A 14,719-nucleotide genomic window follows, 5' to 3' on the forward strand; every position below is an offset into this window, starting at 1 on the left:
GATACAACATCTGGACAGATTACAAGGCAAAATCGGCTATCAATTCAACAATCTTACGTTGTTGAAACAGGCGCTGACCCACCGTAGCGCCGATAGCAAACACAATGAGCGCTTGGAATTTTTAGGCGATTCGATTCTGAATTTTATCATTGGCGAAGCGTTGTTTAAGCAGTTTGATAAAGTCGATGAGGGCGATCTCAGCCGTATGCGCGCCACCTTGGTGCGTGAAAAAACACTGGCGATTTTGGCACGCGAATTCGAATTGGGCAACTATCTGCGCCTGGGGCAAGGCGAGTTAAAGAGCGGCGGCTATCGCCGTGATTCGATTTTATCCGACGGCGTGGAAGCGATTATCGGCGCAATGTACCTCGACAGCGGTCTGGAAAAGATTATGCCGGTGGTGCGCGCGTGGTATAAAACCTTCCTCGCCGAGATTAAACCGGGCGACAACCAAAAAGACCCGAAAACCCGCTTGCAGGAATACCTGCAAGGCAACCGCCAACCGCTGCCGGAATATGAAGTGATTGATATTCAAGGGGAGGCGCACAAACAACTGTTTAAAGTCGAATGCCGGGTCAGCAGTCTGGATAAAACCGTGGTCGGACAGGGGCAAAGCCGGCGCAAGGCAGAACAAGCCGCTGCAGAAGCCATTTTGCAACAACTTAATTTAACCAAATAGGCATGCTATGACAGAGATAACCACCGACCTACAAAACCAAACCGCCGCAAGCGAAACGACGGGCGAAACCTACTGCGGCTTTATCGCGATTGTCGGCCGCCCGAACGTGGGCAAATCCACCCTGCTGAATAAACTGCTGGGACAGAAAATTTCGATCACCTCGCGCAAAGCGCAAACCACCCGCCACCGCATTGTCGGTATCGACACCGAGGGCGCATATCAGGCGATTTACGTCGATACGCCGGGCTTACACATCGAAGAAAAACGCGCGATCAACCGCCTGATGAACAAAGCCGCCAGCAGCGCGATCGGCGACGTTGATCTGATTTTTTTCGTGGTGGACGGCACCCATTGGACCGATGATGACGAAATGGTGCTGAACAAACTGCGTGCGGCAAAAGCGCCGGTGATTTTGGTGATTAACAAAATTGATAACGTGAAAGACAAAGACGAAATGTTGCCGTTTATCACCGCGTTGAATCAGCGGTTTGAATTTAAAGCCACCGTGCCGATTTCCGCCCAGCGCGGTAACAATGTCCATCAGCTGAAAAAACTGGTGCAACAGACGTTACGCCCGGGTATTCATCACTTCCCTGAAGATTACATCACCGACCGTTCGCAACGTTTTATGGCTTCGGAAATCATTCGGGAAAAATTAATGCGCTTTATGGGCGAGGAATTGCCGTATTCGGTTACGGTCGAAATCGAGCAATTTAAAACCAACGAGCGCGGCACATATGAGATCAACGGTTTGATTTTGGTCGAGCGCGAAGGGCAGAAAAAAATGGTGATTGGCCATCAAGGGCAAAAAATCAAAACCATTGGCATTGAAGCACGCGCCGATATGGAGAAACTGTTTGAGAACAAAGTCCATTTAGAGCTGTGGGTGAAAGTGAAATCCGGCTGGGCAGACGACGAACGCGCACTGCGGAGCTTGGGTTATATGGACGAATAATTGCTGTTTTTTATAACCGCACTTTGGTTTTTTCTCATTCATCTTAAAGTCGCTATCGGGTTCGCCGATGGCGATTTTCTTTTTTTATCACTATCGCTATTTCGCCTCGCGGCGACCGTACTTTTTTCTCATTTATCTAAAAGTTAGCTATCGGGTTTCGCCGATGGCGACTTACTTTTTTTGCTTGTACAAAAAAAGTAAGCAAAAAAATACACCCCAATTGTAGTGCTAATCTTCGCCTTTGCTAATTTCTACGGTCAATTTGTAAACTTGCCTGCTACGCAGGCTTCGGACACGACAAATTGACCTTGAAATCTTCACGCAAACGCTCAGGCACTCCAGATGGGGAATTGAAAACCAACCGCACCGCACTTTGATTTTTTTATTTATAATTAAGTCGTTATATCCTGGGCGCATTCAATGCGCTCCTACACTTCCCTTACAATACTTCTGTTGCAATTAAAATCTGGTGTTCTGCGTCGTGTTTTTGGGTTCCCTTGTGAACTGCCTGAGCATGTGTGAAATTTGTAGGGAAATTTTTTTGTTTGAGCGAAGCGAGTTTGCCCGCGTAGCGGGCGCATTAAAAATTTTCCGTTAAGCAAGTTCACACTAAGCGAAGAAAAGCAGTTCATTAGGGTGAGCGTAGCGTATAAAAGTATGGTCGCCGCGAGGCGAAAAAACGATAGTGATAAAAAAGTAAGTTTCCATCGGCGAAACCCGATAGCGATTTTAAGATGAATGAGAAAAAACCAAAGTGCGGTATGCTTCTCCGCTAAAATCCTGTAAAATGCTTGCCCTTTAACCACCGTGGTTCGTAACCCTCCCACGCAAAAAAACTAGGACAATGCGATGCAACAAAAAGCACTGGTGATCTTCTCCGGCGGACAAGATTCCACCACCTGCCTGCTACAGGCAATTCAACACTACGGCAAAGAAAACGTCGAAGCCGTGACCTTTCAATACGGGCAACGCCATGCGATTGAACTGGAAAAAGCGCAATGGATCGCACAGGATCTGGGCGTGAAACAAACCCTGATCGACACCAGCGTAATCAAAGCCATCACCACCAATGCGCTGATGGATCAAAGTGCGGTCATCGAAGAGAACGACGATATGCCGAATACCTTTGTCGATGGACGCAACGCCCTGTTTTTACTCTATGCCGCGATTTACGCCAAAGGACAGGGCATTCGCAATATCATCACCGGCGTATGCGAAACCGATTTCAGCGGCTACCCCGACTGCCGTGATGTGTTCGTCAAATCGATGAACGTCACCCTTAATCTGGCAATGGATTACAACTTCAATATCCAAACACCATTGATGTATTTAGACAAAAAACAGACTTGGGCATTAGCCGATCAGCTCGGCGGTTTGGACTATATCCGCCGACACACCCACACCTGCTATCTCGGCATCGAAGGCGGTTGCCACGAGTGCCCGAGCTGCAAATTGCGCGAAAAAGGGTTGAATGAATACCTGGCGGAAAAAGAGGCAAACCATGTTTAAAATCAGCAAAGAATTCAGTTTCGATATGGCGCACATGCTCGACGGACACGACGGCAAATGCAAAAACCTGCACGGACACACCTATAAGCTGCAAGTGGAACTGTGCGCGCCGCTGCTGACCGATGAAGCAAAGTGCGGTATGGTGATGGATTACAGTGATCTGAAAAACGTAGTGGACGAATTAATCCTCAAACCGATGGATCATGCGTTTATCTTTGATGAAAATAGCGCGAAAGAGTGCAAGGTGGCGGCGTTGTTGCAAGAATTGGATTCGAAAGTGTTCGCCCTGCCCTACCGCACCACCGCCGAGCAGATGTCACAGTTTATCTTTCAACGCCTGCAACACGCCGGTTTGCCGATTTCCGCCGTCCGCCTATGGGAAACACCGACCTCATTTTGTGAATATACGGACGTTTGATGAAGCGCGAAATCCACTACAACATTGTCGAAATCTTCGAAAGCCTGCAAGGGGAAGGGTTCAACACCGGCATGCCAAGCATTTTTATCCGCTTCGGCAAATGCAACCTTGCCTGCCCGTGGTGCGACACCAACTACAGCCAGTTTGAACGCTGGAGCTTGGCGCAGATTTTGCAAAAAGTGCGGTCATATTCGGCAACTAACATTATCATCACCGGTGGTGAACCGACCATTCAGCCGAAACTGAGCGTACTGCTCGATCAACTGAAAACCGACGGTTATTTTTTGGCAATCGAAACTAACGGTTTAAAACCGATTCCGCCGCAAATCGACTACATCGCCACCAGCCCGAAACTGCTGTATCGGCACAAATACCAACAACGTTGCCTCTCCTCTGCCGATGAAGTGCGGATCGTTAATGACGGCGAAATCCTGCCGTTTTGCGAACAGATCGAACGACAAATTCAAGCAAGCCACTATTATCTCTCCCCTTGCGAACAACAAGGCGAAATGAACCTGCTGGATACGATTCGCAAACTGGGCGAACTCAATCAACGCCCTGAATCCCTGACAGGCAAACGCCCAAAGTGGCAGTTGAGTTTACAAACGCATAAGCTGGTAGGGATTGAATAAAACAATAAAAAAGTTGTTTTAAATTAAAATTACAACTTAAAAAATGTTTTATGCTATAGTACAAATTAGGTATCGCTTAGTAAAGCGAATACCTAATTGAGTATTAATCATTCACTATTTGGCATAAATAATATGCAAAGCATAAATCAACTAAGTGCGGTCTTAAAGCAGCGACGTGAACAGCTCGGGATCAATCAGAAAGATATGTTGTTTAAAATCGGCATGAGCCAGCAACAATATCAGCGGATTGAAGCCGGTCAGGATCTGCGCGCCTCAACACTGCTGCGCATTTTAGAAGGTTTCGACTTGCAGTTATTTATCGCAGAAAAAGAGAAAATCGGCTTACTTGCGCAGCTCGCTAAACTGGACAGCACGACATTGCAACAACTGATCGTTGAGCATACCCAAGCTGCCGAACCTAAATTAGCGGCTTTTTTAGCTGAATTGGGAGATGAAACATGAGCAAAGTACAAGCCCTCAACCTGCACTTGCATGGAACGCAAATCGGTGTTTTACTCAATTACGCTGGTAACCATAACCGCCTGATTTTTGCCCCTGAATATCAACTGTTACCAGCGGAAAAACAACCGCTGATCACACTTGCCCAACGGCTTCGTCCCGATTATTTTACCAGCAATGTGAGCCATCTCTACCACCATCGAATGACGCCGTTATTGTCCAATCTGCTGCCCGAGGGTATTTTGCGTGACTGGATTGCGCAAAGTCTGAAAATTCCCCCTGAAAATGAATTTCCATTGCTTGCGCAATTAGGTGAAAACTTGCCCGGTGCGTTGGTGGCGACACCGCTAACCCACGAATTGCCGCAATGGGCGAAAATCGGCACACAACAACCTGAACAAATTGAACTACAAACGCAGCACCAACAAAAATTTTCCCTTGCCGGTGTGCAGATGAAATTTTCCGGACACAAGCAGGACAAGCGTTTTTATCTAAATCAGTTGCATGGTGAAGATGATTGGATTATCAAAACCCCGTTTTCGCTACGTCGTACCGTGCCGCAAAATGAATACAGTATGATGAAATTGGCCGAATTGGCCGGGGTGGTGATTCCTGAAATTCAATTAATTGCACTCACGGATTTAGACGGCTTGCCCGAGATCGCGCTCGCACAAAATGAAGAGTATGCTTATGCAATCAAACGTTTTGACCGCACTTTACTGGCGCATAAGCCGCAACGTATCCACAGTGAAGACTTTGCGCAAATTTTCGAGCTGTATCCGCATAATAAATACAATAAAATCAATTATGAACAAATCGGTGCGGTGATTTATCGCTATGCGGAACAGGGTTTAGCCGAATTACAACAAATGGCACGCCGTCTATTAGTCAATATTTTGTTGGCGAATGGCGATGCGCATATCAAAAATTGGAGTTTGTTTTATCCCGAACGGCAAGTGCGGTTGGCACCGGCGTATGATATTGTCTGCACCCTGCCGTATATTGCGCAAGAGGCACAGATTGCGTTGAATTTGGGGAAAGAAAAAAATTGGTATCAACTCAATTTTTCACATTTTGAACAGTGGACAAAGCGGATCGGCGCGCCGTGGCAAGCAATTCAAGTCCATTTACGCGATGTTTTGCAACTGGCACGGCAACAATGGCGCAATCAATTGGTTCATTTACCGATGGACGAGCAACATAAGGTTGTTTTACAACGCCATTGGAAAAATCTACACCCTGATTTTCGGCTTGATTAACAAGTTATAAGGATAACCATGCTACTGATCATCAACAACCACGATTCCTTCACCTACAATCTGGTCGATCTGCTGCGCAGGCTTGAGGTGGAAATGCAAGTGTGTGATACCGAAAACGTGGATTTAGACGCGGTGGCGCAATTTAGCCATCTGTTGATTTCGCCCGGTCCGGATGTACCGTCGGCGTATCCGCAGTTGTTTGCGATGTTACAACGTTATCACCGGCAAAAATCCATTCTCGGCGTGTGTTTGGGGCACCAAACCTTATGCCAGTTTTTTGGCGGCGAGCTGTATAACCTGCCGCAGATCCGCCACGGACGAAGTGCGGTTTTGCGCCAAACCGCGGATTCGTTACTGTTTAAAAATCTGCCGCAATCCTTTAAGATAGGACTGTATCACTCTTGGGCGGTGAAAAACGACAGCCTGCCGAGTTGCTTACAGGCAACGGCGGTCGACCAAGACGGCACGCTGATGGCAATGCAGCACCGCACTTTGCCGATTTACGGGGTGCAGTTTCATCCCGAATCGTTTATTAGCGAATACGGCGAGCAGATTTTGCGTAATTGGCTGTCTGACTAAGCAAAGGATAATCAAATGGCACACTTTTTTTCCCAGACGTTGCTTTTTTTAAAACTGTTTTGGCACCGCTTTAATCAAAACAAACTGACGATGGCGGCGGGTTATCTGACCTATAGTACCATGTTGGCACTGGTGCCGTTGATGATCGTCGTTTTGGCGGTTTTTTCCGCTTTCCCGGTGTTTCAGGAAGTGAGCGGGCAAATTCAAAATTTGATTTTTGATAATTTCGCCCCGGAAACCGGCGGTATTTTACAACAGTATCTGAATGAATTTGTCACCAATTCAACCAAAATGAGCGGCGTCGGGATTATCGGCTTGATTGTGGTTGCCTTGATGTTGATTTCTTCGATCGATCACACCCTAAATGATATTTGGCCGAACACCAATTCACGCACCTTGTTGTTTTCGTTTGCGATCTACTGGATGATTCTCACCCTGGGGCCGCTATTTCTTGCCGTCAGCCTGATCATCAGCTCTTATATTTTCTCAATCCAATTTTTCAGTCATGGCAGCGTGCTGCCGCTCGGGACGAAACTGCTTAGCCTAGTGCCGTTTGTGCTGACTTGGCTGGCATTCACCCTGATTTATACCGTGGTGCCGAATACCAAAGTCAACCTGCGTTACGCCATGATTGGCGCATTGGTCGCGGCGGTCTTTTTTACCCTCGGCAGACGCGCTTTCACTTGGTATATGACCATGTTCCCTTCTTACCAATTGATTTACGGCGCTTTGGCAACCCTGCCGATTTTGTTGTTGTGGATTCAGCTCAGTTGGACCTTTGTCCTGCTCGGCGCCCAACTTACTGCGGTGTTGGAAGATTTCCATTTGGTGAAAAAAGGCGATTTGGATCTACACAAAGAGTACCAGCAGAAACAACAAAAATTTCATGGCGACTTGCAACGTCTGGTCAAAAGAATAGAACTGGGTAAAGCGCAAAGCACTGCGGTGGCAAAAACCGCTGCGCCCCAAGCGGGAAATGAAAAATGATTGCGTTAATTCAACGTGTTACCCGTGCCGCCGTCACCGTCGAAAATCAAACTGTCGGTGAAATCGGGCATGGCTTATTGGTGCTGCTCGGGGTCGAAAAAGAAGACGATCAGGCAAAAGCGGATAAGTTACTGGAGAAAGTCCTAGCCTATCGCGTCTTTGCCGATGACAACGGCAAAATGAATTTAAACGTCAAACAAGTGAACGGCAGCGTGTTAGTGGTGTCTCAGTTTACATTGGCGGCCGACACCCACAAAGGCCTGCGCCCGAGCTTTTCCAACGGCGCTGCGCCGCAATCGGCGGAACAGCTCTACGCTTATTTCAGCGAGCAATGTCGCGCCCAGATCCGCACTGCAACCGGCATTTTCGCCGCCGATATGCAGGTCAGTTTAACCAATGACGGGCCGGTAACTTTTTGGTTACAGGTCTAAATAAGGAACGCAAAAGATGAAAAAACAGCTGAAAACCCTACTTGGCAGCGGTATGTTCTTATTGGCAACCGCACTTCCGACACAGGCTGCCGCTGACAAAGACCACGAACCGCAACGGGTGAATTTCAATGTCGAAGTGTTGCGCCAAGTCGAACGCGACACGATGCAGGTGGTGCTGTATGCGCAGGAGTCGGGCAAAACCTTAAAAGCGATCAGCGAAACCGTCACACAAAAGCTGAATCTGGCAGTAGAAGAAGCCAAAAAACGCAATATTCAAACCGGCATGACTAACCGCCGCACCTATATCAATTACGATAAACAGGGCAAACCGAGCGGCTGGACGGATTACGCGGAAATCACCTTGGAAAGCCAAGATTTTACCGCACTTTCCGAATTAATCGCCGCCACCGGCGAACAGCTGGCGGTGCAAAACACCAATTTCACCGTCTCCCAAACACGGAAACTGGCATTAGAGCAAGCGCTAACCGAAGAAGTGTTACAAGCGTTTAAACAAAAAGCCGAGTTGATCAGTAAAAATTTGTCTGCCAAAAGTTATCGTGTGGCTAATTTAGACATTAGCAGTGTGAATGAATCCGGTAACGACCAGCAAACAATCTATTATGAACGCAAAGCCGTCTTTGCCAGCAGCGAAGCCGAACCCATGCAGGTGCAAAGCGGCGTGGCGGACTTGAAAATTCAGCTGAACGCCTCTATTGATCTGATAAATGAATAACGTCCATTAACTTATCGGCAGGGTTAGCGTATAATCCTGCTTTCTATCTCTTTTATCCATTAATTAAGGCGGAGTAGCCGATGAAAATTGCAAAAAATGTTGTAGTCAGTATCGCATATCAAGTTCGTACTGAAGATGGGGTGTTAGTCGATGAAGCGCCGGCAAATCAACCGTTAGAGTATCTGCAAGGACACAATAACTTAGTGATCGGCTTGGAAAACGCCCTTGAAGGCCGTGAAGTCGGTGAAAAACTGGAAGTACGGGTGAAACCGGAAGAAGGTTACGGCGCATACAACGATAATATGGTGCAACGCGTACCGAAAGATGTGTTTGTCGGCGTTGACGATTTGGAAGTCGGCATGCGTTTTATCGCTGATACCGACATCGGTCCGTTGCCGGTGGTGATTACCGAAGTGGGCGACGATTATGTCGTGGTTGACGGCAACCATATGTTAGCCGGTCAGGAATTACTGTTTAACGTGGAAATCGTTGCCGCCCGCGAAGCGACCTTGGAAGAGATCGCCCACGGTCATATCCACGCCGAAGGCGGCGGTTGCTGCGGCGGACACGACAGTGACGAAGAAGGTCACGGCTGCGGTTGCGGACACAACCATGATCACCACGGACATGAGCACGATCATCACGGACACCACCACGGCCACGAAGGCTGCTGCGGCGGTAAACATAAGCACTAATTCGATTAGTGTCACAAACAAACTCAAGGGCGGAAATTTTCCGCCTTTCTTTTTGCCAGCCTATCCCACAATTGCCGTTTTTGTTCCGTCTTTAAACGCTTGATTTTCGCTTCTAAGCGACTGGCGTCGGCACGCGATAAGCCGTGATAAATCAAACGCATTTCCAGCGGTGGATGCATACGGGTAAATTTTGCGCCTTTGCCGCTCAAATGCACGTGAAACCGCACTTTCGGCTGATTACTGATACCGCAATACAACGCATTGTTTTGACATAACAAAAAATAGACGCACCACTGTTTTTGCGCTGGATCAGACGCAAAGTGCGGTTCAAGCTCGAGCAAGTCCGGGTCAATCAAGATGGTCATCAATATCGTTCCATATTGGCGCTATACAATCGGTTCTGAAATAATCTGATATTCGGCTCATTCGGCAGATAAGCCGGTTTGTTAACGCCGTTTGCTTTTACGCCGCTTTTTCTGCTGCCATAATAATTGACGGTAACGAAACTGCGGTTGCAGGCGGTAGGCGAAAAGTGCGGTCAGGATTAAACCGCAGCCGAGGGCTTTTTGCCAAGTAAGGATTTCGCCGAGTAAACTGATACTTAACAGCAGTGTCCAGACCGGTTCTAAGATCATGATAATCGCGGCATTGGTGATTTGGCTGTGTTTTTGCCCGATCACTTGCAGCAAAAACCGGAACGAGGTGGCGAACACCGCGCTAATGGCAACCCAGCCCCAAGTGCTGCCGCTAATCGGAAATTGCCAGCTTTCGAATAAGAGAGAAAAGATCCCGCAAAAAATACCGACCATGGCCAATTGGATGGTGGTGAGCGGCAACACCGGCACGGTTCTGGAAAATTGGCTGTTCAGTACAAACGAGGTCGCCGCCACGGTGGACGACAACAAGAACAGCGCATTGCCGAGCGACAAATGCAACCCACTGCCCGAAGCTAATAAAAACAACCCGGCGGCGGCAAGCGGCAGACAGAACCAGAACATCCGTTGCGGGCGATGGCGGAAAATCAGCCATGACATCAACGGCGCCAACAACATCGACAAACTGACGATAAACGCACCCTCGCCCATGTTTTCGGTATAGCTCATGCCCTGCACCCACAAAAACAAATTCAGGCTAAACGCCGCACCGACCGTGACCGCACTTTTCAGTTGTCGGCGTGACAAACGGCGCAATTGCGGGTAGGCAAGCGGCAGAAACAGCGACGCCGCCGCAAGAAAACGCACGCTGATAAATCCCGCCGGCGGCAGCTCTTGCAAGGCATATTTGGAAAATAGCCAACCGGATGCCGCCAGTATGCTGACCAGCAATAAAATCAGTTCGCCGCGGTATTTATGCACGTTTTCAACCTTTCTTGGTTTAGAATTGTTTTTATTATAATCACTTCCGACGGAAACAGCGACAAGGCAAATCCGATTTTGCTAAATTTCTGATTGCTCATCTCGATTTGATCGGTAAACTAAACAAATTCATTGGTTACCCCTAAAAAATTATGCAAAGTTTACAACCGTTTCACACTTTTTCACTATCGCTACAAGCCAACGCGATTATTGAAATCCGCTCCGTCGGGCAATTGCAACAAGTTTGGCAAACCTATGCCGATCAACCTCGCCTGCTGTTAGGACAAGGCAGCAACGTCTTATTCCTAGCCGATTTTAACGGTGTCGTGCTGCTGAACCGGATTGAAGGCATTCAGCACAAGCAAGATGAACACTTTCATTATCTGCACGTTAACGGCGGCGAAAACTGGCATAATTTAGTCACTTTTTGCGTCGAACGGGGTTACAACGGGCTGGAAAATCTGGCGTTGATCCCCGGTTGTGCCGGCACTGCGCCGATTCAAAATATCGGCGCGTACGGGGTGGAATTTGATGATGTGTGCGATTATGTCGACGTGTTAGATCTGAAGTGCGGTCAAATCCGGCGTTTCCGCCGTGAAGAATGCGGCTTCGGCTACCGCGACAGTATTTTCAAGCACGCGCCTTACCAGCGGGATTACGCTATCGTGGCAATCGGCTTAAAGTTGGCTAAAAACTGGCGGCCGCAACTGCAATACGGTTCCCTTGCCCAATTGGATTCGCAAACCGTCAGCGCAAAACAAATCTATAACGAAGTGTGTCGAGTGCGGCGCAGTAAACTGCCTGATCCGAACGAATTCGGCAATGCCGGCAGCTTCTTTAAAAATCCAAGTGTCAGCCGAGCGCAATACCAACAATTGCTTGCCGATTATCCGAATATGCCGGCGTTTGCGCAAGCGGACGGCACGGTCAAACTGGCAGCCGGTTGGCTGATCGACCAATGCGGCTTGAAAGGCTGTCAAATCGGCGGCGCGGCGGTGCACCAGCAGCAAGCGTTGGTGCTAATTAACCGCAACAATGCCACGCCAAATGATGTGTTACAACTGGCGCGCCATGTGCGGCAACAGGTGTCAGCCAAATTTCAGGTGGCATTGCAAGCGGAAGTGCGGTTTTTCAATGCCGACGGTGAGATCGACAGCGAACAGGCAATCGGCTAAATGACGGAACAAGCGCAACTCGAATCGGTTTTAACCTTACTCGCGGACGGCAAACCGCACTTGCTGCCGGCGATGAACGCACCGCAACGGGCGGCAGTATTGCACCAGCTGCAAACTTGGGGCTTAAACGTTAGGTGCTCGGCAGATCAGGTTTACCAACTGTCCGAACCGTTGAATTTACTCGATCAAGCCGCAATCAACCGCAGGTTGACTTACGGAACGGCATTGGTGCTGCGCAGCGTGGATTCCACCAATGAATTTTTATTGCAGCGCAAAACCTTGCCGTCGGGGACGATTTGCACCGCCGAAAGGCAAACCGCCGGACGCGGACGGCGCGGGCGCCAATGGCATTCGCCGTTTGCGCAAAATCTCTATTTCTCCTTGCTGTGGCACTTCCGGCAGCCTGCCGAGCGTTTGCAAGCGCTCAGTTTAGTCATCGGGATCTGTCTTGCCGACACCCTAAGCGAATTGGGCGTGGAGAATATCAGTATCAAATGGCCGAACGATATTTATTTTGACGGGCGCAAACTGGGCGGCATTTTGATTGAAAGCCGTGCCTTCGCCGCACAAAAACAGGCGTTGGTGATGGGGATCGGCTTAAATTTGAGTATGCGCCCAGCCGACGGCGCGGCAATTGAACAGGCTTGGGCGAATTTAAACGAAAGTGCGGTTCGGATTGAACGCAACCAACTGGTCGCCACCCTCGCCAACAATTTACAGCACGTTTTGCTGCAAGTGGAACAACACGGCGTCACCCCCTATTTACAACGTTGGCAACAATACGATCATTTTTACCAAAAACCGATCAAACTGCTGCTGCCGAATACGGAATTACACGGGATTGGGCAAGGGATTGATAGCGACAGCGGCGAATTATTGCTGCAAACCGCCGACGGGCAATTACAGCGTTTTCATATCGGTGAGATTTCCGTGCGTCCGTTAGGCTGATAGCGCAAATTAACGCTTTTTTCATTTTGATTTATAAGGAACTGTTATGACATTTCAAGATTATTTGGCAACCATGCCGCGCGTCGAAAATTTAAGCGGTTTAAACGTGTTGAATGCCGCGGGCGACGTAATTCACCATATTCCGGCGATTGCCGGTAAATTGGGATCGCTGCGGCTGTACAACGCCTTGGCGGAACACTTTGCGCAACAGCTTCATCCGCAAGCGGCGCGACAAGGCTTGATTTGGTTTGCCGAACACGTTGCCGACGCCGAACGGAATCCGGGCAAACATCCGAATATCGATCTGCTGTTCCGCGTGCTTCAAACGCAGCAAACCCTACAATTACAGCCGTTACGCTAATTTTCAGCCTTTTATTATTCGGAAAACACTATGCAATCTGTTCAAGATTTCTTTAATGCCCTCAGCGATTATGTCTGGGGGCCTTATATGCTGGCGTTGTTGGTCGGTACCGGGATTTACCTCAGCCTCCGTCTGATTTTTTTACAGTTCCGTTTATTGCCGTTTGCCTTGAAACAAGCGTTTAGCCCCCACCCGAAAAAAGAGGACGGCAGCGATCATCACGGCGATATTTCCCATTTCGGCGCGCTGATGACCGCACTTTCCGCCACCATCGGCACGGGTAATATCGCCGGCGTTGCCACCGCCGTTGTCAGCGGCGGACCGGGCGCGGTGTTTTGGATGTGGTTGACCGCGATTTTCGGCATGGCGACCAAATACGGCGAGGGCGTGTTGGCGGTTAAATATCGGATCGTCAATGATAAAGGCGAAATGTCCGGCGGTCCGATGTATTACATCGAACGCGGCATGAAGCTGAAATGGCTGGCGTTGCTGTTTGCCTTGTTCGGTACGATTGCCTCGTTCGGTATCGGCAGTTCGGTGCAATCCAACTCGGTCGCCAATGCGATTCACACTTCATTCGGGGTGAATACCGCCGTGACCGGCGTAATCTTGACCTTGCTGACCGCTATTGTGGTATTGGGCGGGATTAAAAGTATCGCCCGCGCCTCGTCGATTATCGTGCCGTTTATGGCGATTTCCTATATTCTCGGCGGTTTGGCAATCATTATCGTCAATGCCGAACTGTTTATGCCGGCACTCTCCACCATTATCGACCATGCTTTCGGCGCGAACGCCGTCGGCGGGGCGATTTTGGGCAATGCGGTGCGTTACGGGGTGGCGCGCGGCGTATTTTCCAATGAGGCGGGGATGGGATCGGCGCCGATTGCCGCCGCAGCCGCCAAAACCGATCATCCGGTGCGCCAAGCGTTGGTATCGATGACCGGCACCTTCTTAGATACGATTATCGTGTGCAGTATCACCGGCATTGTATTAGTGATGGGCGGTTTATATAGCGACGGGCAAAGCGGTGCGGCATTGACCACCCTGACCTTCAATAAAATGCTGCCGGGACCGGGCGGCTGGATCGTCACCTTCGGGCTGATTTTCTTCGCCTATTCCACCATTCTCGGTTGGTGTTACTACGGTGAAAAATGCGCGGCTTATCTGTTCGGTGATAAATATGTCAACCTATACCGTATCGTCTACGTGGCAACGGTGATGGCGGGCGCAGTGTTGCAACTAGATTTGGTTTGGTCAGCCGCGGACGTATTCAACGGCTTAATGGCGATTCCGAACCTGATTGCGTTGTTGTTCCTGTCCGGCGTGATTGTGCGTGAAACCAAAGACTTCATCGACAAACGCAAAAGCGGCGAATTGCCGTAATGTCATTAATGCTCATATGAAAAGCACGTCCATTGACGCGCTTGAGATTGCTGACAAACTGACTTCTCTCCCTCCGCATGCGGAGGGAGGGAAATAATTAGAGCAAGAGACTTTGTCATTAGCCTGAAGCATATCCATTGACGCGCTTTTTTAGTGTGATT

Annotated in this window: 18 protein-coding genes and 1 riboswitch; of the genes, 16 read left to right on the forward strand and 2 right to left on the reverse strand. The window is 49.0% G+C overall.

All coding sequences use genetic code 11. From position 1 onward, the window contains the following. Position 1: 1 nt before the first annotated feature. From rnc to slyD, 12 genes are all read left to right on the forward strand, one after another. Entirely contained in the window at positions 2-679 is a 678-nt protein-coding gene (gene rnc / locus ACWA50_RS02455; RefSeq protein ID WP_431054274.1) for a ribonuclease III, read from the forward strand. A 7-nt stretch (positions 680-686) separates the two neighbouring features. Next, the gene (era, locus tag ACWA50_RS02460) at positions 687-1,634 is read left to right on the forward strand and encodes a GTPase Era (RefSeq protein WP_431053744.1); all 948 of its coding nucleotides are present in this window, start codon (positions 687-689) and stop codon (positions 1,632-1,634) included. An 801-nt stretch (positions 1,635-2,435) separates the two neighbouring features. Further along, positions 2,436-2,480: riboswitch (PreQ1 riboswitch) on the forward strand. A 3-nt stretch (positions 2,481-2,483) separates the two neighbouring features. Further along, positions 2,484-3,143 carry a 7-cyano-7-deazaguanine synthase QueC gene (gene queC / locus ACWA50_RS02465; protein WP_431053745.1) on the forward strand — a complete coding sequence of 220 codons (660 nt, stop codon included), beginning with the start codon at positions 2,484-2,486 and terminating at the stop codon, positions 3,141-3,143. Further along, entirely contained in the window at positions 3,136-3,561 is a 426-nt protein-coding gene (gene queD, locus ACWA50_RS02470; RefSeq protein WP_431053746.1) for a 6-carboxytetrahydropterin synthase QueD, read from the forward strand. The genes queC and queD overlap by 8 nt, the downstream gene beginning before the upstream one ends. Then, on the forward strand, positions 3,561-4,193 hold the full coding sequence (locus ACWA50_RS02475) for a 7-carboxy-7-deazaguanine synthase QueE (RefSeq protein ID WP_431053747.1): 633 nt from the start codon (positions 3,561-3,563) through the stop codon (positions 4,191-4,193). The genes queD and ACWA50_RS02475 overlap by 1 nt, the downstream gene beginning before the upstream one ends. A gap of 132 nt (positions 4,194-4,325) precedes the next feature. Then, a complete protein-coding gene (locus ACWA50_RS02480) occupies positions 4,326-4,655 on the forward strand; it encodes a helix-turn-helix domain-containing protein (protein WP_431053748.1) in 330 nt (109 codons plus the stop codon). Continuing rightward, positions 4,652-5,911 (forward strand): type II toxin-antitoxin system HipA family toxin, encoded by a 1,260-nt coding sequence (locus tag ACWA50_RS02485; RefSeq protein ID WP_431053749.1) that lies wholly within the window; start codon positions 4,652-4,654, stop codon positions 5,909-5,911. Before ACWA50_RS02480 ends, ACWA50_RS02485 begins: the two co-directional genes overlap by 4 nt. Before the next feature lie 18 nt (positions 5,912-5,929). Then, complete coding sequence (locus ACWA50_RS02490; RefSeq protein WP_431053750.1) at positions 5,930-6,490, forward strand: anthranilate synthase component II; 561 nt, start codon at positions 5,930-5,932, stop codon at positions 6,488-6,490. A 15-nt stretch (positions 6,491-6,505) separates the two neighbouring features. Further along, positions 6,506-7,477, forward strand: coding sequence for a virulence factor BrkB family protein (locus tag ACWA50_RS02495; RefSeq protein ID WP_431053751.1), 972 nt, complete (start codon positions 6,506-6,508; stop codon positions 7,475-7,477). Further along, a complete protein-coding gene (gene dtd, locus ACWA50_RS02500; protein WP_431053752.1) occupies positions 7,474-7,908 on the forward strand; it encodes a D-aminoacyl-tRNA deacylase in 435 nt (144 codons plus the stop codon). Before ACWA50_RS02495 ends, dtd begins: the two co-directional genes overlap by 4 nt. Positions 7,909-7,924: 16 nt before the next feature. Further along, complete coding sequence (locus ACWA50_RS02505; protein ID WP_431053753.1) at positions 7,925-8,641, forward strand: SIMPL domain-containing protein; 717 nt, start codon at positions 7,925-7,927, stop codon at positions 8,639-8,641. Between the two features lie 80 nt (positions 8,642-8,721). Next, entirely contained in the window at positions 8,722-9,336 is a 615-nt protein-coding gene (gene slyD / locus ACWA50_RS02510) for a peptidylprolyl isomerase (RefSeq protein WP_431053754.1), read from the forward strand. 23 nt (positions 9,337-9,359) lie between these two features. Here slyD and ACWA50_RS02515 read toward each other — a convergent pair whose 3' ends face one another. Both ACWA50_RS02515 and ACWA50_RS02520 read right to left on the reverse strand, forming a co-directional pair. Beyond that, positions 9,360-9,701: a GIY-YIG nuclease family protein gene (locus tag ACWA50_RS02515; RefSeq protein ID WP_431053755.1), complete on the reverse strand. Its 342-nt coding sequence runs from the start codon at positions 9,699-9,701 to the stop codon at positions 9,360-9,362. An 81-nt stretch (positions 9,702-9,782) separates the two neighbouring features. Next, positions 9,783-10,691: a DMT family transporter gene (locus ACWA50_RS02520; protein ID WP_431053756.1), complete on the reverse strand. Its 909-nt coding sequence runs from the start codon at positions 10,689-10,691 to the stop codon at positions 9,783-9,785. 152 nt (positions 10,692-10,843) lie between these two features. Between ACWA50_RS02520 and murB the strand changes: the two genes are divergently transcribed. From murB to ACWA50_RS02540, 4 genes are read left to right on the forward strand one after another with little or no spacing between them, the layout of a single operon-like run. Further along, complete coding sequence (gene murB, locus ACWA50_RS02525; RefSeq protein WP_431053757.1) at positions 10,844-11,866, forward strand: UDP-N-acetylmuramate dehydrogenase; 1,023 nt, start codon at positions 10,844-10,846, stop codon at positions 11,864-11,866. Further along, positions 11,867-12,814: a bifunctional biotin--[acetyl-CoA-carboxylase] ligase/biotin operon repressor BirA gene (gene birA / locus ACWA50_RS02530; protein ID WP_431053758.1), complete on the forward strand. Its 948-nt coding sequence runs from the start codon at positions 11,867-11,869 to the stop codon at positions 12,812-12,814. 46 nt (positions 12,815-12,860) lie between these two features. Beyond that, on the forward strand, positions 12,861-13,175 hold the full coding sequence (locus tag ACWA50_RS02535; RefSeq protein ID WP_431053759.1) for a DUF2322 family protein: 315 nt from the start codon (positions 12,861-12,863) through the stop codon (positions 13,173-13,175). A gap of 30 nt (positions 13,176-13,205) precedes the next feature. Beyond that, the gene (locus ACWA50_RS02540; RefSeq protein WP_431053760.1) at positions 13,206-14,558 is read left to right on the forward strand and encodes an alanine/glycine:cation symporter family protein; all 1,353 of its coding nucleotides are present in this window, start codon (positions 13,206-13,208) and stop codon (positions 14,556-14,558) included. The last annotated feature ends 161 nt before the right edge of the window (positions 14,559-14,719 follow it).

Source organism: Testudinibacter sp. P17/SS/0325 (genome assembly GCF_053570765.1).